The sequence below is a fragment of the Palleronia aestuarii genome (genome assembly GCF_003253995.1).
GTDB classification, from domain to species: domain Bacteria; phylum Pseudomonadota; class Alphaproteobacteria; order Rhodobacterales; family Rhodobacteraceae; genus Palleronia; species Palleronia aestuarii.
The window spans coordinates 270,782-290,474 of the sequence record NZ_QKZL01000004.1; the positions used below are offsets into that span (position 1 = coordinate 270,782).

Genomic DNA, 19,693 nt, shown 5'->3' on the forward strand with positions numbered 1-19,693 from the left:
GCTTCGGCGAATAACCGGGTTTGCAACTGTGCGTCGTCCATGTCGGAAGGCCGATCACGGAACTTTTCATTTTCGCAATGGGCAGAATCCAATCTATCGGTCCGTGCCAATGCATCGTCGGTCCGTCCATCAGCACCCCATATCGAACGGATCGTGTCCTGAACCTCGACCGTTGAGATTTGTCAGGGAGAAAAACTCCGCACCTCCCGTACGCCTTTCCATCGGCTGGCCAGAGTTCGTGGACCGCGCAAGTCGGGCGCTTCGCGGCGGCGGGGCAGATGGGCGTTCCAGGGCCGGTCGCCCGCCACCTCCCGCGCCGTCACGACCGATACGCCGGACGTACGATCGTAGAGCGCGAGCGCTCCGGTCCGCGACAGGCTGTCTTCGTCGAGAAGCGTGCAGTCCGCATCCGCCCAGCCCTCCCGCACGACGACGACCCGCCCGTGGGTGCAGGCGGCCCTTGCGCGTTCGGCGACCCCCCGCCCCGAGAGGACGATCACCTCGAGATCGCCGATCCGGGTGAACTTCTCGCCCGTCGGTCCGTCGAGGCCCGGACGTTCGGCCGCGCGTTCCTGGACCGGATCGTCGCCGTCATTCTCGAGCCAGGCCGTCGCGGCAAAGCCGTCGCCCCGCGACTTGCTCAGCGCGCGGCCATCGGGCCCCATCACGCCGATGAGCCCTCCCGACGGCGCGATCAGGATGTCGGGCCGCTCGACCCCGGCCCAGAGCCCGAAGGCCAATGCCACAGGCGCGATGCCGACGAGACGCCCCCGCCCCTGCCACAGGATCACAAAGATCGCACCGAGCGCGATCAGGGGCAGGACAGAGGCCCCCGGCGATGGCACCCTCGTGAGCGCCCCGTCGAGGCCGGAGACGAACTCCGCGACGCCGAGGATCCACCGGATCGCGGGCGCCATGATCTCGAGACCCACCCAGGCGAGCCCGAACGGCGCCAGCAGCGCGCTCACCACCGCGGCAGGCATCACGACGAGACCCATGAGCGGGACGGAGATGACGTTGGCAAGAAGGCCGTATTGTCCGATCTGGTTGAAATGCGCGGCTGCGAAGGGCGCGGTCGCGGCACCGGCCACGGCCGAAGAGATCACGACGGAGAGCGCGGGTCGCGTCCAGTTCGGCAGGCGCCGCGGACCCTGGTGGCGCATTGCGCGAAAGACCGCCACGAGTGCTACGGTCGCGGCGAAGGACATCTGGAACCCCGGCCCGGTCAGGGCCTCGGGTCTCAGGACGAGAACGACGATCGCCGCGACGGCGACCGCGCGGAGCGTGAGGGCGCGGCGGTTCAGGATCACCGCCCCGAGCACGACGGCGGCCATGATGAAGGCGCGCTGCGTCGCGACCGATCCACCCGACAGGGAGAGGTAGAAGGCCCCCGCGCAGAGCGCGCCCGCCGCGGCATAGGACTTGATCGGCCGGTTCAGCGCGAGCGCAGGCACGAGCGACAGCCCGCCCCGCAGCGCCATGAAGACGAAACCCGTCAGAAGACCCATATGGAGGCCGGAGATCGCCAGGAGATGCGCGAGATTCGAGATGCGCAGGGCCTCGATCGTCTCCTGCCCCATTCCGGAGCGGTCGCCCGTGGTGATCGCCGCCGCGAAGGCGCCGGGCTCTCCGGGCAGGATCTCCTGCACGTAAGCCGAGATCGCCATCCGCATCCGTTCCACGGGCAGCGCCGCGCCGGCGGGCTCGAGGAGGAGCGCAGGCGTCCGGGCATAGCCCACGGCCCCCAACCGCTCGAACCAGGCCATGCGCTGGAAGTCGAAGCCGCCGGGCTCCACTGGGCCTTCGGGGGGACCGAGAAAAGCGGTCACGAGGATCGTCATCCCCGGTTTCGGGTCGAGCCAGCTCTGGTCGCCGTGAAGCGAGACGCGCACCCGCTCTGGCGTCTCGGAGGGCGGGGTACGTTCGAGCACGACCCGGTCGAGCGTGAGGCGCGGCATCTCCGACGAGGAGCGGTCGATCTCGATCACCCGCCCTTCCACCGGGCCGTAATAGCGCCAGCCGAGCACCGGGGCGGAAACGCTCGCGTTGCGGATACCCGCGAGGCCCAGGCCGATCATGACGAGGAGGAGAGCGAGATAGGGCGGCCAGCGCCAGAGCCCCGCGATCGCGCCCGCGATCCCGGCCGCCGTGGCGAGGCCGAGCGCCCACCAGACGCCTGCCGACGGCTCCGTCGGCAACGAAAAGTAGAGCCCGATGCCGATCGCGAGGCAGACCGGGATCCACGGCATGAGCGCGCCCCGCTGCGCGTCGAGGGCGAGCCAAACGCTCAGCCGGGCGACGGCCGCGTCCCGCACACTTGTTCTCCCCGCATCGATTGCTTAGACCGCGCTGAGCATCCACCAGGTATGGTTTCCGAATGGTAAACGCCGATCCGACCGCCGATCCGAGGCCCGTCGTGACCCGCTTCGCGCCGTCGCCCACGGGGTTCCTGCATATCGGCGGCGCGCGCACGGCGCTCTTCAACTGGCTTTACGCCCGCGGACGCGGCGGACGCTTCCTGCTCAGGATCGAGGATACCGACCGCGCGCGTTCCTCGCCCGAGGCGACGGCGGCGATCCTGAAGGGGCTTTCCTGGCTCGGCCTCGACTGGGACGGGGACGCGGTGAGTCAGGCGGCGCAGGCGCCGCGCCATGCCGAGATCGCCCACGAGATGCTGGCAGCCGGTACCGCCTACAAGTGCTTCGCCACGCAGGAGGAGATCCAGGCCTTCCGCGACGCCGCGAAGGCGGAGGGGCGCTCCACGCTCTACCGCTCGCCGTGGCGCGACGCCGACCCGGAAACCCATCCCGACGCGCCATTCGTGATCCGCGTGAAGGCCCCCCTAGAGGGCGAAACGGTGATCCGCGACGCCGTGCAGGGCGACGTGACGATCCGCAACGACCAGCTCGACGACATGGTGGTGCTGCGCTCCGACGGAACGCCCGTCTACATGCTCGCGGTCGTGGTCGACGACCACGACATGGGCGTAACCCACGTGATCCGGGGCGACGACCACCTTAACAACGCCGCCCGCCAGCTTCTCGTCTACCGCGCGATGGGATGGGAGGAGCCGGTCTGGGCGCATATCCCGCTCATCCACGGCGAGGACGGCAAGAAGCTCTCCAAACGACACGGCGCGCTCGGCGTCGAGGATTACGTGGCGATGGGCTATCCGGCGCCGGCTATGCGGAACTATCTCGCCCGGCTCGGCTGGAGCCATGGCGACGACGAGTTCTTCTCGACCGAAGACGCGCTCGGCTGGTTCGATCTGACCGGGATCGGCCGCGCGCCGGCACGGCTCGACTTCAAGAAGCTCGCCAACTTGTCCGGCCAGCATATCGCCGCGATGGAAACGCCCGCCCTTCTCTCCGGTCTCGCCGCCTGGCGGGAGGCGTCCGGCGAACCGCCTTTCAATGCGGAAACGTCGAGCATTCTCGAGCGCGCATTGCCGCTCGCGCGGGAGCGGGCCAAGACCTATCCCGACCTCCTCGACAAGTCCGCCTTCGCGCTTGCGCAGCGTCCGATCAACCCCGACGAGAAGGCCGCCAAGGCGCTCGATGACGAGGGTCGATCGCTGGTCAGGGGTTTGACGCCGCACCTGCAAAATGTTAATTGGCAGAGGACGGAACTGGAAACGGCAGCGACCGCGTTCGCCACGAAGAAGGATGTGGGGCTCGGCAAGATCGCTTCGCCCCTCAGGTCCGCCCTCGCCGGGCGTACGGCGACACCGAGTGTGTTCGACATGATGGTCGTGCTGGGACGAGAGGAGACCCTCGCCCGTCTTCGCGATGCAGCGTCATCCGGAACCGATATCCGCGACGCGACATTCTGATCGAGGTCGGCCCGTGGCCGACGCTCCCGAAAGCAAGGGGAAACTAAGTATGGCCGACGACCAGAAACCTCCGCAGGTTGCGACGCTGAGCTATGGCGACAAGCAGATCGAACTGCCGATCCATTCGCCCACGGCCGGTCCCGATGTCATCGACATCCGCAAGCTCTATGCGCAGGGTGACGTCTTCACCTACGATCCGGGGTTCACCTCGACCGCGGCCTGCGACAGCACGATCACCTTCATCGACGGGAACGAGGGCGTGTTGCTGCACCGCGGCTATCCGATCGAGCAGCTCGCCTCCAAATCCCACTTCCTCGAAGTCTGCTATCTTCTGCTTTACGGCGAGTTGCCGAATGCGGCGCAGCTCGAGGATTTCGAACATCGCGTGACGCAGCACACGATGCTCCACGAGCAGATGATGAACTTCTTCCGCGGCTTCCGCCGCGATGCGCACCCGATGGCCGTCATGGTCGGCGTCGTCGGCGCGATGTCTGCCTTCTACCACGATTCGACCGACATCTCCGATCCCTGGCAGCGCGAGGTCGCGTCGATCCGCCTGATCGCGAAAATGCCGACGATTGCGGCCTGGGCCTACAAGTACTCAGTCGGCCAGCCCTTCGTGTATCCGCGCAACGATCTCGACTATGCGTCGAACTTCCTCCGGATGTGCTTCTCCGTTCCTGCGGAGGATTACGTGGTGAACCCGATCCTGAGCCGGGCGATGGACCGAATCTTCACGCTCCACGCCGATCACGAGCAGAACGCCTCGACCTCGACCGTGCGGCTGGCCTCCTCCTCGGGCGCCAATCCCTTCGCGTGCATCGCGGCGGGCATCGCCTGTCTCTGGGGGCCCGCGCATGGCGGCGCGAACCAGGCCTGTCTCGAGATGCTGCGGGAGATCGGCACGCCCGACAAGATCCCGGAATACATCGCGCGTGCGAAGGACAAGGACGACCCGTTCCGTTTGATGGGCTTCGGGCACCGCGTCTACAAGAACCACGACCCGCGTGCGACGGTGATGAAGCAATCGGCCGACGAGGTTCTCGAGCTTCTGGGGATCGAGGACAACCCGACGCTCCAGACCGCCAAGGAGCTCGAGCGCATCGCGCTGGAGGACGATTACTTCCGCGACAAGAAGCTGTTCCCGAACGTCGATTTCTATTCCGGGATCATCCTCGACGCGATGGGATTCCCGCAGGCGATGTTCACGCCGATCTTCGCCGTGGCGCGGACGGTGGGCTGGATCTCGCAGTGGAAGGAACAGATCAGCGATCCGCAGCTGAAGATCGGCCGCCCGCGCCAGCTCTATCTCGGGGAGACGGAGCGCGACTACGTCAACGTCGAGAATCGCTGAACCGCAGATCAGCGCAGAATCAAAAGGCCCGCCAATTCGGCGGGCCTTCTTCGTTCAGACGGTCTCCCGTTCCTCGAGGAAGGGATAATCCGTATACCCCTCGGCATCGCCGCCATAGAATGTGTCCTGATCACCCTCGTTCAGCTTTGCACCGACGCGAAGGCGCTCCGGCAGGTCGGGATTGGCGATGAAGGGCCGTCCGAACGCCACCGCGTCGGCATGGCCCGATCCGATGACGCTGCGAGCCGCTTCGCCGTCATAGCCGCCGTTGGAGATGACGAAGCCCTCGTAATGGCTCCGCAATCTCTCGATCATGCCGTGCGCATCGCTGTCGTTCTCCGCGCCCGGAAACTGTTCCATGACGTGGAGATAGGCGAGGTTCTTGCCGCTCACCATCTCGTAGACCTGGGTGAAGAGGGTTTCCGGGTCGCTGTCGCCGATATCGTTGGCCTGGCCGAGCGGGGAAAGGCGGATGCCGATGCGCCCGCGCGGCAGGACGGTCGCCACCGCGTCGATGATCTCCGAGACCAGACGCATCCGGTTCGCCACGTCACCGCCATAGGCGTCGTCGCGCCGGTTGGTCTTGTCCTGCAGGAACTGGTCGAGAAGATAGCCGTTCGCGGCATGGATCTCGACGCCGTCGAATCCCGCCTCCTGCGCCATCTCCGCCCCGCGGCGGAACTGCTCGACGACGGCGTGGATCTGGTCCAGCGTCATCGCCTCGGGCTCGGAGCAATCCTCGAACCCGTTCTCCGTGAATGTCTGCGTCTCGGCGCGCACCGCGGACGGAGCCAGCGGCTTCGATCCATCGGGCAGGAGCGAGACGTGGCTGATCCGGCCGACATGCCAGAGCTGCAGGAAGATTCGACCGCCCTTGGCATGAACGGCATCGGTGATCTTGCGCCATGCCGCGACGTGGGAGGGATCGTGGATCCCGGGCGTGTCGAGATAGCCCTTGCCCATCGGATCGACCTGCGTCGCCTCGGAGATGATGAGACCGGCCGTCGCGCGCTGGCTGTAGTAGATTTGCGCCATGTCGGCGGGCGTGCCGTCGCAATGAGCCCGGTTCCGCGTGAGAGGTGCCATCAGAACCCTGTTCGGAAGGTCCAGGTCCCCCATCCGCACGGGCGAGAAGAGCTGATCTTGCTCGGTCATGAAACGAGTCCTTTCGGGTGTTAACATTTGCTTCGGCCTATAACGTGGTCGGCGACACTGCAGGTCCGCGCCCGTCTCTCGGCCTGCGCACAGAGGCTCTTCGCAAATCCATAGAAAGGTCACCTACATGAAGATCTCCATCCGCTCGGTCCTCGACTACACGATAGACGGCATCGCCGACCTTCTCGTGCAGGTGGAGGCCGCGGAAATGCCGCATCAGGCGGTGCGCAATGCCCGCTTCGACCCCGGGGTGACGGAGCACTTCTCCCGGATCTCGGCGGAGGACGGGATCGGAACACGGGTCTGGCTCAGAAGCGCAGAGCGTCTCAACTGCACCTACACCGCCGAGGTCGAGGTCTCGCGACGCCGGGAGGACATCACGACGATGGCACAGGATCCCGTGCACAAGCTTCCCCACGAGGCGGTCCGCTACCTCATGGCATCGCGATACTGCCCGTCCGACGAGTTCCAGTCCTTCGTCGGGGCGGAGTTCGGCTCCCTGTCGGGCGGGGCCTGCATCAAGGCGATGTCCGACTGGATCGAGGATTGCCTGTCCTACGTACCGGGATCGAGCCATGCGGGGACAACGGCACTCGATACCTTCGTGCAGCGGCGCGGGATCTGCCGCGACTATGCGCATCTCCTGATCAGTCTCGCGCGCGCCTCCGCGATCCCCGCGCGGATGGTGAGCGCCTACGGACCCGAAGTGACACCGATGGATTTCCACGCGGTGGTCGAAGTCTGGCTCGACGGCGGCTGGCGCCTCGTCGATCCGTCCGGGATGTCGGCGCCCGACCGGCTCGCGATCATCGGCGTCGGGCGGGACGCGGCCGACATCGCCTTCCTGACGAGCTACGGGTTCGTCACCCTGCAGGAACAGGTGGTGGACGTCACGGAGACCGCGTGACGCCTCAGCGTCCTTCGTAGCGCGGCGGCCGCTTCTCGAGGAAGGCCATGACGCCTTCCTGAAAATCCCGTGTCTTGCCGCAGAGGCCCTGCAACTCCGCCTCGATCTGGAGTTGCGCCTCGAGGCTCCGGTCGAAGCTGCCGCGGACCGCGCGCTTGAGATGGGCATACGCGGCGGAGGGGCCGGCGGCGAGGGCGCGCGCCCGCTCCCGCCAGTGGGTATCGAAAGCCTCCTCCGGAACCGCCTCCCAGATCATCCCCCATTCGGCAGCCCGCCGGGCCGGAACGGGCTCGGCGAACAGGGCCGCCCCCATCGCGCGTGCGAAACCGATCTGGCGCGGCAACCAGTAGGTTCCGCCCGCATCCGGGATGAGGCCGATCCGGGTAAAGGCCTGCAGAAAGCTCGCCGCCTCGCTCGCGATGACCACGTCGCAGGCAAGCGCGAGGTTTGCCCCCGCTCCGGCCGCCGCTCCGTTCACGGCAGCGATCGTCGGGACGGGGCATTCATGGATCGCGTTCAGCATCGGCATGTATTCGTCACGCAGGACACGTTCGAGGTCCATGTCCGCGAGATTGGCCCCATCGCCCAGATCCTGCCCCGAACAGAAGGCATCCCCCGCCCCGGTAAGGACGATCACCCGCGCCTCGGTGGCGGATTTTCGCAAGGCATGGGTGAGTTCCGCCCGCATCCGCGTGGTGAGCGCGTTGCGCTTGTCCGGACGTTTCAGGGTGAGGATCGCGACCGCATCTTCCCGCGTCAGCTCGATCGTCTCGTATGCCATCGGCCTGTCCTCCCTCTGCAGGTTATCGCCGGATGCCGCGGAGGGAAGCCTGACGCGGGATCACTCTCGCAAAAGCTGCGACAGCCGCGCCTTTTCGTCTTCGTCGAGGGGTTCGGGCTCCGCCGTGCGCCGGCTGCGACGGATATGGATTACCGCGACCCCAATCCCCGCGAGGAGCATGGCGGGCCCGGCGAGCCAGAGGATCAGGTTGCTCCCGTCGGCGCGCGGCGACAGCAGGACATACTCGCCGTAGCGATCCACGAGGTACTCGACCGCCTCCGCATTGCTGTCGCCCGCCATGAGACGTTCGCGCACGGCAAGGCGAAGGTCGCGGGCGAGGTCGGCATTCGATTCGTCGATGTTCTCGTTTCGACAGACGAGGCAGCGGAGGTTCTGCGAAATGTCCCGCGCCCGTGCCTCGAGTGCGGGATCGTCGAGCATCTCGTCGGGCTGCACCGCCAGCGCGGGCGCAGCGAGGGCAAGCGTCAGGGCGAATGTCGCAGCAATGCGCCTCATTCCGCGGGGACCGCCCCCCGCGGGCTTCGCGCCGCTCCGGCCGCGACGCGGTGGCGGCGATCCGTGAGGCTCAGCGTGCCGCCCAGCGCCATGATGATGCAGCCCGCCCAGATCCAGTTCGCGAAGGGTTTGATGTAGGTGCGGACCACCCAACCGCCATCGGGCTGTGGATCTCCGATGACGAGATAGAGATCGCGCAGGAACCCGTTGTCGATCGCGGCCTCCGTCGTGGGCATCCGGGCGACCGGGTAGAACCGCTTCTCGGGATGCAGCACCGCGACTTCCTTTCCGCCACGGGTCACGCGCATCACCGCCATCGTGGTCTCGTAGTTCGGGCCGCGCCCCTGATCTACATCCGCGAGCGTGACGGCATAGGTGCCGACCTCGAAGGTCTCTCCGACACGCGCGGTGCGAATGTCCTCGACCTGCCACGCCGTCAGCGCGCAGACCCCGAAAAGCGTCACGCCGAATCCCGCATGGGCGACCGATTTGCCCCAATCGGCGCGCGGCAGGTTGCGCAATCGCCGCGCCCGGCCCGCGAGATCACCACGACCCGCACGGGTCGCAAGGTCGATGAGAGTGCCGAGAACGAGCCAGGATGCGAGGACCGCGCCCAGGGGGGCAAGCATCGAACCGCCGGTCTGGACGACCCAGACGAGTGCGCCCATCGCGATCGAGAGCGCGAGCGCGCCCTTCAAAGGCGCCATCACCCGCCCCATTCTCGCCCGCTTCCATGGCATCAGCGCACCGATGGGAAGGATCGCGGCCAGCGCGACCATGAACGGCGTGAACGCCGCGTCGAAGAACGGTGCGCCGACGGAGAGCTTGCGGTCCCAGATCATCTCGGACACGAGCGGCCAGACCGTGCCGATGAACACGACGAAGCAGGCCACGGACAGAAGCACGTTGTTGGCAACGAGCGCCGATTCCCGGCTCGCGATGGAGAAGACGCCCTTCGCCTGGAGCGATGCCGCGCGCAGGGCGTAGAGCGTGAGCGCGCCACCCATGAAGAGGCCGGTTATGAGAAGCAGGAAGACCCCTCGCTCGGGGTCGTTCGCGAAGGCGTGGACGCTCGTCAGGACGCCGGAGCGGACGATGAACGCGCCGATGAGCGAGAAGCCGAAGGCCAGGATCGCGAGCAGTATCGTCCAGCTCTTGAGCGATTCCCGTTTTTCCACCACGGCGGCCGAATGCAGGAGCGCGGCGGAGATCAGCCAAGGCATGAAGGACGCGTTCTCGACCGGATCCCAGAACCAGAACCCGCCCCAGCCGAGTTCGTAATAGGCCCACCAGGACCCGAGTGCGATCCCCACGGTAAGAAACATCCAGGCCGCCAGGGTCCAGGGCCGGACCCACCGCCCCCAAGCTGCATCGACCCGCCCCTCGATCAGCGCAGCGACGGCGAAGGAGAAGGTCATGGAGAGGCCGACATAGCCCAAGTAGAGGAAGGGGGGATGGAACGCGAGGCCCGGATCCTGCAGAAGCGGATTGAGATCCCCCCCGTTCATCGGCGGCATATCGATGCGGGTGAAGGGGTTCGATGTGAAGATGAGGAACGCCAGGAAGGCGACGCTTATCGCACCTTGCACGCCAAGGACCCGCGCACGCAGCGTCGGACTGAGATTGCCGCCGAACCAGGCCGCGAGGGCCCCGTAAAACGCCAGAATGAGGCACCAGAGCAGCATCGAGCCCTCGTGGTTCCCCCAGACGCCGCTGATCTTGTAGAGCATCGGCTTCGCGGTGTGCGAATTCGCCGTCACCAGGCGGAGGGAGAAGTCGGACGTGACGAAGCCGTATGTCAGCGCCGCGAAGGACAGGAGCAGGACGAAGAACTGCGCCGTCGCGGCGGGCTCGCCTGCCGCCATCCAGCCACGCCACCCACGCGACGCGCCGGCGAGCGGCAGGACTGTTTGAACGACGGCCAGAATAAGACCGAGTATGAGAGCGAAGTGCCCGAATTCGATGACCATGCTGCGATCATAATCGCAACATGCGTCAACGCCAATGGGACGCACGCCGATGTGCGCCCATGCCGCGCAGGCCTAGAACGCGATGACCGCCAGAGCCGACAACGCGACCGCCGCAGAGGCGGGGATCACGAAGAAGAATTGCGGCAGATTGAACGAGCGCTGGATGACGGCGAGATGCATGATTGCGCCGGCGATATAGAATGAGACGAAGACGAAGAGCACGGGATGCTCCAACATGCCGATCGGCCGTCCTAGCAGAGTGTAGATCCACCACCAGCCAATGACGAACGCGCTGCCCGTCCAGCTGAACGCCATGCCGAGCGCAAGCGGCGTGGCCCGCATCCGCCACAGCCACAAAAACGTTCCCGCAATGAGGGACGACATGATGGCGATGGCTCCATAGGACAAAAGATATGTGTCGGCATAGCCCGAGATCCCGTAGCCCGCGAAAACGGCGATCAGGACGCCGGCGAACAGGCCCATCGCATGTTTCATGACTTGAACATCTCCTTGACGGCTGCATCGAGCTTGTCGGCGGCCTTTCTGTTGCGCTCGAGATCCTCGGCCAGACCGCGTCCAGTGATCGATCGCCAGAGTTCCCGCCAGGTCATCTGACGTATCCCTGTGCGACACGTTCCTTCAGAAGCGTGGCCATCTCGATGAGGACGACGGTGTTCTTGTTCAGCACTTCTCGTGTGGCCTGGTCCTTCTGGGCGTCGCGATAGAGCAGGTAGAAGACGAGAAGCACCCAAGGCCCGTGTTCCGAGACGAGTTTGAAAATGAAGTCAGGCTCCATTCCTGGCCCTCCATTTCGAAAGTGCCGCATTTTCGGAAAGGTCGTTGCCAGGTGGCCGGACTTTCGGGGTGTTTGCCCCGGCATCTCCGCGACGATCGCCATTCGGGCTTTCGGGGAAACCGTACGACGACGGGGGATCACGGGGGTCGGGCGATTGCAGGCTCCCGAGGAGCGCAGGCGTCTTGATCAACGCTTCCACCACGGAGGCACGGAATTCCTGACCCTTCGCCTGATGGCGCGCACCGAAGTAGAACGAGACGATGGCGCCAAGCAGCCACCAAAGCGGCTCCGGAACCACGGCAATCCCTTGCATCCGTTCCGAAAACCAGACGGGATCGACCATCGCCGCGACGAAAAGGCCGATCGTGCCAATGGCCATTGCGGGTCGCGGCAAACGGTTCAGGGCGTCCATGATCCGGTCGAAGAGGCCTGGCTTCTGCGTACGGGCGAATTCGGCCGCGAATTGCTCCAACGCCGCGATATCCTTTGCGGCACCTCGGCGCGCGGACGCCTCGGCATTCTCGCGGAAAATTTCGACCGTATCTCGAATGACGTTACCGCCGCCCCCGAAGACGACACCAAGCAGGCGGTCGATCAACCCCACGAAGCGACCCGCGCGCGGTGCTCGGCCTCTGACAGATGATATTCCTTCGAGATGAATTCCTCGGCCCGACGGATCCAGCCACCCTTGCCGCCATCGCGCCTGCGAGCGAACTTCCGAAGGCTGCCGCGACGATCGCCGAGGGAATAGTAGTAGTTGCGCCGGGCGATCCCGTAAGCATCGCAGAGATGTTCCGGTGCATCGCTCGAAGCCGTGCAGCACGCCTTCTGCGTCTGCGGGCCGATCACGCCATCGACACTGATCGAATGCCCCATGTCGCACAGCAGGCGCTGCAGAATTTTCACGGCATTCGCCCCCGAGTTCACGTACATGTCGAAGACGCTCGCCTGCAACGGCTCGGGCAGAAGCGCGATCCGGGGGCGTTCGAAGTAGTGCCGGATGAAGATATCGCAGGCGTGCTTCTGATCGAGCAGATGCACATCGCGGATGTCGACATCGCCATCGCCGTCGAGATCGACCCCCAGTTGCCGCAACGTCCCGATCGTCACGCCAAACTTGGTCGCGCCGCCGGGATCGTCAGGATCGTTGACGAAGCCGCCTTCCCGGGCGACGATCTCTTCGGCGATCTGTCTCACGGAAATCATCGTCGGGCCCTCCTGCATGTCGTGACAGGCAGAAGGTCGCTCAGGCGGATTAATTCGTGGGTAAGGGTGCGTTCGCTGGCTGGTAAACGCCCTGCTCTTTCAATGCATCGACGACCTCGGCAGGCATGTAGGTCTCGTCGTGCTTGGCGAGTATTTCGGTCGCGACGAAGCTGTCATCGACATACCGTCCGGTCCCGACCATTCCCTCGCCCTCCCCGAAGAGATCGGGCAGGACACCGGTATAGGCCACGGGGATGCTCGCGCCGCCATCGGTGACACGGAAACGGATCGTCTCGCCCTCCATGCGGCGGAGGCTTCCCTCCTCGACGAGGCCGCCGATGCGAAACACTTCGTCGGGAGGCGGCGGGGCTTCCGCGATCTGGCTCGGGGTGCGGAAGAAATTGATGCCGTCGCGCATCGCGTAGCCGATGAGCCCGGTTGCCACGACCAGGGAGATCGCGGCGAGCGCGATGATCTGGATGCGGCGCTTCTTCTTCAGGCCCTTCATCGCGTCCTCACGGAAAGACCGGAGCCATCATGAGCCCGGCTGTTTCCTCGAGTTCTAGCATGAGATTGGCGTTCTGTAATGCCTGTCCCGACGATCCCTTGGTCAAGTTGTCGAGGGCGGCCAGCACGATGGCGCGGCCATCCCGGCGATCTCCCACCACGCCCAGATGAACGAAATTCGAGCCGCGGACATGGCGGGTGGAGGGTGCTTCTCCCATGGGCAGAACGATCACGAAGGGCTCCGCGGCATATCTCTCGGCAAGGGCGGAATGGATCGCTTGCGCCTCGCCCTTGACGTAGACCGTCCCCAGGATACCGCGATTGGCCGGGATCAGGTGCGGCGTGAACTGTACTTCAACGGGACGGCCGGCGAGCGCGGAGAACTCCTGGTCGAACTCACCGAGATGCCGGTGAATGCCGCCGATCCCATAGCCGTGGGTTCCCTCGCTCAATTCCGCGTGGAGGAGGTTCTCCTTCAGCGACCGCCCTGCCCCGGAAACGCCGGTCTTGAGGTCGATGACGATATCGTCGAGATCGATCAGCCCGCCCTCGATCAACGGGCGCAGCGCGTATTGTCCAGTCGCGGCATTGCACCCCGTGCCGGCCACGAGCCGGGCCGTCCGGATCTCGTCACGGTAGAACTCGGTAAGCCCATAGACGGCCTCGGCCTGCAGATCCATCGCGCTATGCGCGCGACCGTACCACTTTTCGTAGTCGGCGGCGGCCCGAAGCCGGAAATCCGCGCTGAGATCGACGATCCGGACATTCCTCGGCAGAGAGGAAATCACCTCCTGAGACGTCGCATGGGGGAGCGCGCAGAAGACGAGGTCGACCGAGGCGAAATCGATCTCGTCGATGCGGACGAGGGACGGCAGATCGAGATGGCGCAGATGCGGAAAGACCTCGCCCATGCTCTGGCCCGCCTTGCGATCGGCCGAGAGAGCGGCGATCTCAAGATCGGGATGGGTGGCGATCAGGCGGACGAGCTCGGCTCCGGTATAGCCGGAGGCGCCGAGGATGGCGACGGAATGTGGCATGAGGCATGTCCTCGTGTGGATCGTTCGGGTCATGACAGCGCGATAATGCGCCGCGGGATCAGGCAGCGTCGAAGGCGATCTGTCGTCGGAGAAACCGCGTGGCGCTGCGTCCGACGCGGATCGGATCGCCCGTCGTCAGGAACGCGGAGGTTCCTCCGCCCGCGATGCCCGGATGCCGTTCGAGATAATCGGCAAGGCTCGCGGCGACGAGATCGGCCTGGGAGAAGAGTTCGACCTCCGGGCCGAGGGCATCCTCGAAGACGGCCTCCATCAGCGGGTAATGCGTGCAGCCGAGGATCGCCGCCTCGGGATGCGGCATCTTGCGTTTTAGCGCATCGACATGCGACCGCACCAGGGCCTCGGCGAGGATGAGGTCACCTTCCTCGATCGCGTCGACCACGCCACCGCAGGCTTGCGCCTCGACATCGACGCCGATCGCCCTGAAGGCGAGCTCGCGCTGGAACGCCCGGCTCGACACGGTGGCCGGCGTGGCGAAGAGCGCGACGTGCTTCACCCGTACCTCCCGGGGGGGAGAATTGTCGCCCCAGCGCCGCTCGGTCAGCGCCTCGATCAGCGGGACGAAGACGCCCAGAACGCGTTTACCTTCAGGCAGCCCGTTCTCTTGGATGCGCCGCAAGGCGGCTGCGGATGCGGTATTGCAGGCAAGGATGACCAGATCGCATCCCGCCGCGAAGAGGCGCTCGACCGCTGCGCAGGTCAACTCGTAGACGTCTTCCGCATCGCGGACGCCGTAAGGCGCGTTGGCCGAGTCGCCCAGATAGACGAATGAGACATCCGGCAGGCGACGCGTGATGGCGTCGAGCACGGTAAGACCGCCCAATCCGCTATCGAAGACCCCCACCGCCATCGTCGTTCATCCCATCGCCACCGGACGGCCCGTTCACCGCCCGTTTTGCAGGCCATATGACCGTGACCGCCAAAAGTCGACGCGTAATCGCCAAGTGCTACGCCGAGTGACGGAGGGACGGTGCGGGAAAGCTTCATGTCACGCCACTGGGCGACAATCCGATCAAGCGCGCAAAAGGGCATCAATGGCGCTCATTACAGAGGCAGGTTTTTGCCAATAATAGAATGACCCAACGTAAACGCGCGCTACAGTCCCTTCGGCCATTCTCAACCCACCTTAGGTCTGGCGCAGCGAATCACGCGCTCGGCTTTCGAGCAATTGTTACGGTCCGCAACCAAAGGGTGTACGGTACAGCATGTGTAATTTCATTTCGGGATCGAAATTCGAGGGAGAGCGATACTAGATGGATTGGGACAAACTGAGGATATTTCACGCGGTGGCGGATGCAGGGAGCCTCACGGCGGCCGGGGATATCCTGCATCTCAGTCAATCGGCAGTCAGCCGGCAGATCCGGGCCCTCGAGGATTCGCTCGACACCACCCTCTTTCACCGCCACGCCCGTGGGTTGATCCTCACGGAGCAGGGCGAGTTGCTCTTCGATGCCACGAACGCGATGAACCGCCGCCTCGACACGGCCGCCGCGCGTATCCGCGACAGCCGGGAAGAGGTGTTCGGAGAATTGAAGGTCACGACGACGACGGGCTTCGGCACGCTCTGGCTGGTTCCACGGCTCCCGAAACTCTATGCCAAGTACCCCGAACTCAAGATCGACCTGATGCTCGACGAGCGCGTGCTGGACCTGCCGATGCGCGAGGCCGATCTCGCCATCCGCATGAAGGAACCAAGCCAGGCCGACCTGATCCGCAAGCGGCTGAACACGGTACGCATGCGGCTCTACGCGATGCCCGACTACCTCGCGGAACGCGGCACGCCGAAACGTCTGGCCGACCTGACCACGCATCGCCTGATCTCGCAGAACACGAGATCGACACAGGTGTCCGCCGGGGAGATGTTGACCGACACCCTGCATTCAGTTGGCATCCCGTCCACTCTCACGGTGAACAATTACTTCGGCGTCCTGCAAGGCGTTCTGAACGGGCTCGGCATCGGGGTCCTGCCGGATTACGTGATCGCCGACTTCCCGCGGATGGTCCGGGTCCTACCGGATCTTGAATCCGCGAAGATCCCCGTCTTTCTCGCTTATCCTGAGGAATTGCGCTCCTCCAAGCGAATTGCCGCGTTCCGCGACTTCGTCCTGGAAGAGCTCGCGCTGAGTGCGAAACTGCGTGAGGAAGCGAAGAGGCATGCACGCAGCGCATAGCGGCCCTGCTCCAGGCGGTTTTCGATCTGCCTTGATTGCAGACATTGCGAAAGCTAACTGCTCATACCGAAGGCGGCGTTGACACGGTCACGCCTCTTCACCTCCCTGTTGGACTGGCCGGGCCCCGTGCCCGGCCTTTTTTTTGCCCCACCCGTTTTCCGCCGGATGCCGCCGCAGGGACGTCGCGCAAGATTCGTCCCACGGGCGGGACGAAGGGCATGGCCGCAACCTCGGAGTGGCTGGAAACGGTCCGACCGGCGATCTTCCCCCGTGCGGCGGGCGCATGTATAGCGCCCCTGTCTGCCAAGCGAGGATGCCATGAGCGAGCCCGAGATCACGCCGGACCTGATCGCCGCGCACGGATTGAAGCCCGAGGAATACGACCGGATCCTCGGCATCATCGGGCGCGAACCGACCTATACCGAACTCGGCATCTTCTCAGCGATGTGGAACGAGCACTGCTCCTACAAATCCTCCAAGAAATGGCTCCGCACCCTGCCGACGGATGGCCCGCAAGTGATCTGCGGGCCGGGCGAGAATGCCGGCGTGGTCGATATCGGCGACGGCCTAGCCGTCGTGTTCAAGATGGAGAGCCACAACCACCCCTCCTATATCGAGCCCTACCAGGGGGCGGCGACAGGCATGGGCGGCATCCTGCGCGACGTCTTCACCATGGGCGCGCGGCCCATCGCGTCGATGAACGCGCTGAGCTTCGGGCGTCCAGACCATCCGAAGACCCGCTCGCTCGTTCACGGCGTGGTCGAGGGGATCGGCGGCTATGGCAATTGCTTCGGGGTGCCCTGCGTGGGAGGCGAGGTGCGGTTCGACGCGTCCTACGACGGCAATTGCCTCGTCAACGCTTTCGCCGCGGGTCTCGCGCGCTCCGATGCCATCTTCTACTCCGCGGCGTCCGGCGTCGGGCGTCCGGTCGTCTATCTCGGCGCGCGGACGGGCCGCGACGGCGTGGGCGGCGCGACCATGGCCTCCGCGGAGTTCGACGATACGATCGAGGAGAAGCGCCCGACCGTGCAGGTCGGCGATCCGTTCACCGAGAAGTCGCTGATGGAGGCCTGCCTGGAACTCATGGCCACCGGCGCGGTGATCTCCATCCAGGACATGGGCGCCGCGGGGCTCACCTGTTCGGCGGTGGAGATGGGCGACAAGGGCGGGCTCGGGATCCGGCTCGACCTCGATGCCGTGCCGGTCCGCGAGGCGGGCATGACCGCCTACGAGATGATGCTGTCGGAAAGCCAGGAGCGGATGCTCATGGTGCTCGATCCCGCCAAGGAGATCGAGGCCAAGGCGGTGTTCGACAAGTGGGACCTCGATTTCGCCATCGTGGGCGAGACCATCGCGGAGGACCGCTTCGTCGTCGTCCATGGCGGCGAGACGAAGGCCGACCTGCCGCTCCGGACGCTGTCGGGGTCGGCTCCGGAATACGACCGCCCATGGGAACCGACGCCGCCACCCGCCCCGCCGCAGGACGTCCCGCGGATCGATCCGATCGAGGGGCTGAAAGCGCTCCTCGGATCCCCCAATCACGCGGCGAAGAACTGGGTCTACGAGCAATACGACACGCAGGTCATGGCGGATACGGTGCGCACGCCGGGCCTCGGCGCCGGGATCGTTCGGGTCCACGGGACCGGAAAGCTCCTGGCGTTCACGGCCGACGTCACCCCCCGCTACGTGGCCGCAGATCCGGTCGAGGGCGGCAAGCAGGCCGTGGCGGAGGCGTATCGCAACCTGGTGGCCTGCGGCGCGCGGCCGCTCGCGGCGACCGACAACCTGAATTTCGGCAATCCCGAGAAGCCGCGGATCATGGGCCAGCTCGTCGGCGCCATCGAGGGGATCGGCGCGGCGTGCCGCACGCTCGATGTCCCGATCGTGTCGGGCAACGTCTCGCTCTACAACGAGACCGACGGCACGGGTATCCTGCCCACCCCGACGATCGGCGCCGTAGGGCTGATCGAGCGAGAGGACGATCTCATCGACGGCCGCGCGCAAACCGGCGACATGCTTCTCCTGCTGGGCGGGGCGGGCAGTCACCTCGGGCAATCCGCCCTGCTTCTCGAGGCGCAGGGCCGGCGCGAGGGTCCGCCACCGCCCGTCGATCTGGACCGGGAGCGCCGCCACGGGGAGTTCGTGCTCGCCAATCGCGCCTCCATCCGGGCTGCGACCGATCTCGGCGACGGCGGGCTCGCCCTCGCCGCCTTCGAGATGGCCGACGCATCCGAGACCGGCCTGACCATCGGGGAGGAGCTGTCCATCGCGGAGCTCTTCGGAGAGGATCAGGCACGCTACCTGCTCGCCGCCTCGACCGAGGCGGCGGAAGAACTCGTCGCCCGTGCCAGGGAAGCGGATGTCGCTCTGGAGGTGATCGGTCGCTTCGGTGGGGATGCGTTGTGCTTCGGGTCAAGCTCGACGGAGATCGCCTCCCTGGTAAAAGTCCACCGCGAGACCTTCACCAACCTCTTCGGATGACCTGCCCGTCCCTTCGCCTTGCGAAAGGATCCCTTGCCGCCTAGATGGATGGAAGGACGCTGAGAGGGAGAGACCGCGAGATGGCCATCGAAGCCACCGAGATCGAGGACCTGATCCGGCAATCCTTTCCGGATGCGAAGATCAGTATCACCGACCTCGCCGGTGACGGCAATCACTACGCTGCCGAGGTGATCGACGAATCCTTCCGCGGGAAGAACCGTGTCGAGCAGCAGCGCGCGGTCTACGCGGCGCTGAAAGGCAAGATGGACGGGCCGTCGGGCGATCTGCACGCACTGGCCCTCACGACCCGCCCGCCGGAATGAGTGTCTTCGGCCTGTCCGCGCTGCTTGGCGCCGCGATCATCGTCCTGTTGGGCGTACGCGCGGCGTTCGTCCTGCGCGCGGAGCGCGGCGCTAGGAGAGGATCGGAACCGGGAACGGGACATCATGTCTTGGTCTCCGAATACTTCTCCGGCGGCGGGGGCGGAGGACAATCGTGCGAGTACAGGGTTCCGCGGGACCCGCAGGAATACGCGCGGCTCTTCGTGCCGCGGCAATCGAACGGAATGGACGGAACGAAATGACCGCCGAGAACAAGATCAAGGATACCGTGACCGCAAACGACGTGGTGCTCTTCATGAAGGGGACCAAGTCCATGCCGCAATGCGGGTTTTCGAGCCGCGTCGCGGGTGTGCTCAATTTCATGGGTGTCGAATACGCCGACGTGAACGTGCTCGAGGACCAGGAAATCCGTCAGGGCATCAAGGATTACTCCGACTGGCCGACGATCCCGCAGCTCTACGTCAAGGGCGAGTTCGTTGGCGGCTGCGACATCGTGACGGAGATGACGCTCTCGGGTGAGCTTGATCAGCTGCTGGATAAGAACGGCGTCTCCTATGACAAGGACGCCGCGGAGAAGATCCGTGAGGCCAATGCCTGATCTTCCGGGGAAAGCGGACGGCG

General features: G+C 65.4%; 20 protein-coding genes. 8 read left to right on the forward strand and 12 right to left on the reverse strand.

Annotated elements, in window-relative coordinates:
* Positions 1 to 182: 182 nt before the first annotated feature.
* Positions 183 to 2,315, reverse strand: a complete 2,133-nt coding sequence (locus LX81_RS07220) for a ComEC/Rec2 family competence protein (RefSeq protein ID WP_308418329.1) — start codon at positions 2,313 to 2,315, stop codon at positions 183 to 185.
* Between the two features lie 62 nt (positions 2,316 to 2,377).
* On the opposite strand from LX81_RS07220, the gene gltX reads away from it, so the two are divergent.
* Both gltX and gltA read left to right on the forward strand, forming a co-directional pair.
* On the forward strand, positions 2,378 to 3,832 hold the full coding sequence (gene gltX, locus LX81_RS07225) for a glutamate--tRNA ligase (RefSeq protein WP_111536625.1): 1,455 nt from the start codon (positions 2,378 to 2,380) through the stop codon (positions 3,830 to 3,832).
* A gap of 49 nt (positions 3,833 to 3,881) precedes the next feature.
* Entirely contained in the window at positions 3,882 to 5,186 is a 1,305-nt protein-coding gene (gltA, locus tag LX81_RS07230) for a citrate synthase (protein WP_111536626.1), read from the forward strand.
* A 54-nt stretch (positions 5,187 to 5,240) separates the two neighbouring features.
* Here the strand turns inward: gltA and LX81_RS07235 are convergent, their stop codons facing one another.
* A complete protein-coding gene (locus LX81_RS07235) occupies positions 5,241 to 6,341 on the reverse strand; it encodes an alkene reductase (protein ID WP_111536627.1) in 1,101 nt (366 codons plus the stop codon).
* Between the two features lie 127 nt (positions 6,342 to 6,468).
* Here LX81_RS07235 and LX81_RS07240 point away from each other — a divergent pair, with 127 nt between their 5' ends.
* Complete coding sequence (locus LX81_RS07240; RefSeq protein WP_111536628.1) at positions 6,469 to 7,248, forward strand: transglutaminase-like domain-containing protein; 780 nt, start codon at positions 6,469 to 6,471, stop codon at positions 7,246 to 7,248.
* Positions 7,249 to 7,252: 4 nt separating this feature from the next.
* Here LX81_RS07240 and LX81_RS07245 read toward each other — a convergent pair whose 3' ends face one another.
* From LX81_RS07245 to murI, 10 genes are all read right to left on the reverse strand, one after another.
* On the reverse strand, positions 7,253 to 8,029 hold the full coding sequence (locus LX81_RS07245; RefSeq protein ID WP_111536629.1) for an enoyl-CoA hydratase-related protein: 777 nt from the start codon (positions 8,027 to 8,029) through the stop codon (positions 7,253 to 7,255).
* A gap of 60 nt (positions 8,030 to 8,089) precedes the next feature.
* Positions 8,090 to 8,545 (reverse strand): cytochrome c-type biogenesis protein, encoded by a 456-nt coding sequence (locus LX81_RS07250; RefSeq protein ID WP_111536630.1) that lies wholly within the window; start codon positions 8,543 to 8,545, stop codon positions 8,090 to 8,092.
* A complete protein-coding gene (locus LX81_RS07255; protein WP_111536631.1) occupies positions 8,542 to 10,515 on the reverse strand; it encodes a heme lyase CcmF/NrfE family subunit in 1,974 nt (657 codons plus the stop codon). The genes LX81_RS07250 and LX81_RS07255 overlap by 4 nt, the downstream gene beginning before the upstream one ends.
* Positions 10,516 to 10,587: 72 nt before the next feature.
* Positions 10,588 to 11,010 (reverse strand): hypothetical protein, encoded by a 423-nt coding sequence (locus LX81_RS07260; RefSeq protein WP_111536632.1) that lies wholly within the window; start codon positions 11,008 to 11,010, stop codon positions 10,588 to 10,590.
* Between the two features lie 112 nt (positions 11,011 to 11,122).
* Positions 11,123 to 11,311 (reverse strand): hypothetical protein, encoded by a 189-nt coding sequence (locus tag LX81_RS07265; protein WP_111536633.1) that lies wholly within the window; start codon positions 11,309 to 11,311, stop codon positions 11,123 to 11,125.
* Positions 11,301 to 11,915 (reverse strand): holin family protein, encoded by a 615-nt coding sequence (locus LX81_RS07270; protein ID WP_211322719.1) that lies wholly within the window; start codon positions 11,913 to 11,915, stop codon positions 11,301 to 11,303. Before LX81_RS07270 ends, LX81_RS07265 begins: the two co-directional genes overlap by 11 nt.
* Positions 11,906 to 12,517, reverse strand: coding sequence for a holin-associated N-acetylmuramidase (locus LX81_RS07275; protein WP_111536634.1), 612 nt, complete (start codon positions 12,515 to 12,517; stop codon positions 11,906 to 11,908). Before LX81_RS07275 ends, LX81_RS07270 begins: the two co-directional genes overlap by 10 nt.
* 49 nt (positions 12,518 to 12,566) lie before the next feature.
* Positions 12,567 to 13,025, reverse strand: a complete 459-nt coding sequence (ccmE, locus tag LX81_RS07280; protein ID WP_111536635.1) for a cytochrome c maturation protein CcmE — start codon at positions 13,023 to 13,025, stop codon at positions 12,567 to 12,569.
* Positions 13,026 to 13,032: 7 nt separating this feature from the next.
* Positions 13,033 to 14,061 (reverse strand): N-acetyl-gamma-glutamyl-phosphate reductase, encoded by a 1,029-nt coding sequence (argC, locus tag LX81_RS07285; RefSeq protein ID WP_111536636.1) that lies wholly within the window; start codon positions 14,059 to 14,061, stop codon positions 13,033 to 13,035.
* A 58-nt stretch (positions 14,062 to 14,119) separates the two neighbouring features.
* Positions 14,120 to 14,929, reverse strand: a complete 810-nt coding sequence (murI, locus tag LX81_RS07290) for a glutamate racemase (RefSeq protein ID WP_111536637.1) — start codon at positions 14,927 to 14,929, stop codon at positions 14,120 to 14,122.
* Positions 14,930 to 15,332: 403 nt separating this feature from the next.
* On the opposite strand from murI, the gene LX81_RS07295 reads away from it, so the two are divergent.
* The 5 genes from LX81_RS07295 (at position 15,333) to grxD (ending at position 19,670) form a co-directional block, all read left to right on the forward strand.
* Positions 15,333 to 16,250, forward strand: coding sequence for a LysR family transcriptional regulator (locus LX81_RS07295; RefSeq protein WP_111536638.1), 918 nt, complete (start codon positions 15,333 to 15,335; stop codon positions 16,248 to 16,250).
* Between the two features lie 318 nt (positions 16,251 to 16,568).
* The gene (gene purL, locus LX81_RS07300; RefSeq protein WP_111536639.1) at positions 16,569 to 18,731 is read left to right on the forward strand and encodes a phosphoribosylformylglycinamidine synthase subunit PurL; all 2,163 of its coding nucleotides are present in this window, start codon (positions 16,569 to 16,571) and stop codon (positions 18,729 to 18,731) included.
* Between the two features lie 80 nt (positions 18,732 to 18,811).
* Positions 18,812 to 19,054, forward strand: coding sequence for a BolA/IbaG family iron-sulfur metabolism protein (locus LX81_RS07305; RefSeq protein WP_111536640.1), 243 nt, complete (start codon positions 18,812 to 18,814; stop codon positions 19,052 to 19,054).
* Positions 19,051 to 19,314, forward strand: a complete 264-nt coding sequence (locus LX81_RS07310; protein WP_111536641.1) for a hypothetical protein — start codon at positions 19,051 to 19,053, stop codon at positions 19,312 to 19,314. The genes LX81_RS07305 and LX81_RS07310 overlap by 4 nt, the downstream gene beginning before the upstream one ends.
* Positions 19,311 to 19,670 (forward strand): Grx4 family monothiol glutaredoxin, encoded by a 360-nt coding sequence (grxD, locus tag LX81_RS07315; RefSeq protein ID WP_111536642.1) that lies wholly within the window; start codon positions 19,311 to 19,313, stop codon positions 19,668 to 19,670. The genes LX81_RS07310 and grxD overlap by 4 nt, the downstream gene beginning before the upstream one ends.
* Positions 19,671 to 19,693 lie beyond the last annotated feature (23 nt).

Bases quoted from the DNA above. Each gene is read 5' to 3' on its own strand.
- gltX (WP_111536625.1), top strand. From the start codon at position 2,378: ATGGTAAACGCCGATCCGACCGCCGATCCGAGGCCCGTCGTGACCCGC.
- gltA (WP_111536626.1), top strand. From the start codon at position 3,882: ATGGCCGACGACCAGAAACCTCCGCAGGTTGCGACGCTGAGCTATGGC.
- LX81_RS07235 (WP_111536627.1), bottom strand. From the start codon at position 6,341: ATGACCGAGCAAGATCAGCTCTTCTCGCCCGTGCGGATGGGGGACCTG.
- LX81_RS07240 (WP_111536628.1), top strand. From the start codon at position 6,469: ATGAAGATCTCCATCCGCTCGGTCCTCGACTACACGATAGACGGCATC.
- LX81_RS07245 (WP_111536629.1), bottom strand. From the start codon at position 8,029: ATGGCATACGAGACGATCGAGCTGACGCGGGAAGATGCGGTCGCGATC.
- LX81_RS07250 (WP_111536630.1), bottom strand. From the start codon at position 8,545: ATGAGGCGCATTGCTGCGACATTCGCCCTGACGCTTGCCCTCGCTGCG.
- LX81_RS07255 (WP_111536631.1), bottom strand. From the start codon at position 10,515: ATGGTCATCGAATTCGGGCACTTCGCTCTCATACTCGGTCTTATTCTG.
- LX81_RS07260 (WP_111536632.1), bottom strand. From the start codon at position 11,010: ATGAAACATGCGATGGGCCTGTTCGCCGGCGTCCTGATCGCCGTTTTC.
- LX81_RS07265 (WP_111536633.1), bottom strand. From the start codon at position 11,311: ATGGAGCCTGACTTCATTTTCAAACTCGTCTCGGAACACGGGCCTTGG.
- LX81_RS07275 (WP_111536634.1), bottom strand. From the start codon at position 12,517: ATGATTTCCGTGAGACAGATCGCCGAAGAGATCGTCGCCCGGGAAGGC.
- ccmE (WP_111536635.1), bottom strand. From the start codon at position 13,025: ATGAAGGGCCTGAAGAAGAAGCGCCGCATCCAGATCATCGCGCTCGCC.
- argC (WP_111536636.1), bottom strand. From the start codon at position 14,061: ATGCCACATTCCGTCGCCATCCTCGGCGCCTCCGGCTATACCGGAGCC.
- murI (WP_111536637.1), bottom strand. From the start codon at position 14,929: ATGGCGGTGGGGGTCTTCGATAGCGGATTGGGCGGTCTTACCGTGCTC.
- LX81_RS07295 (WP_111536638.1), top strand. From the start codon at position 15,333: ATGGATTGGGACAAACTGAGGATATTTCACGCGGTGGCGGATGCAGGG.
- purL (WP_111536639.1), top strand. From the start codon at position 16,569: ATGAGCGAGCCCGAGATCACGCCGGACCTGATCGCCGCGCACGGATTG.
- LX81_RS07305 (WP_111536640.1), top strand. From the start codon at position 18,812: ATGGCCATCGAAGCCACCGAGATCGAGGACCTGATCCGGCAATCCTTT.
- LX81_RS07310 (WP_111536641.1), top strand. From the start codon at position 19,051: ATGAGTGTCTTCGGCCTGTCCGCGCTGCTTGGCGCCGCGATCATCGTC.
- grxD (WP_111536642.1), top strand. From the start codon at position 19,311: ATGACCGCCGAGAACAAGATCAAGGATACCGTGACCGCAAACGACGTG.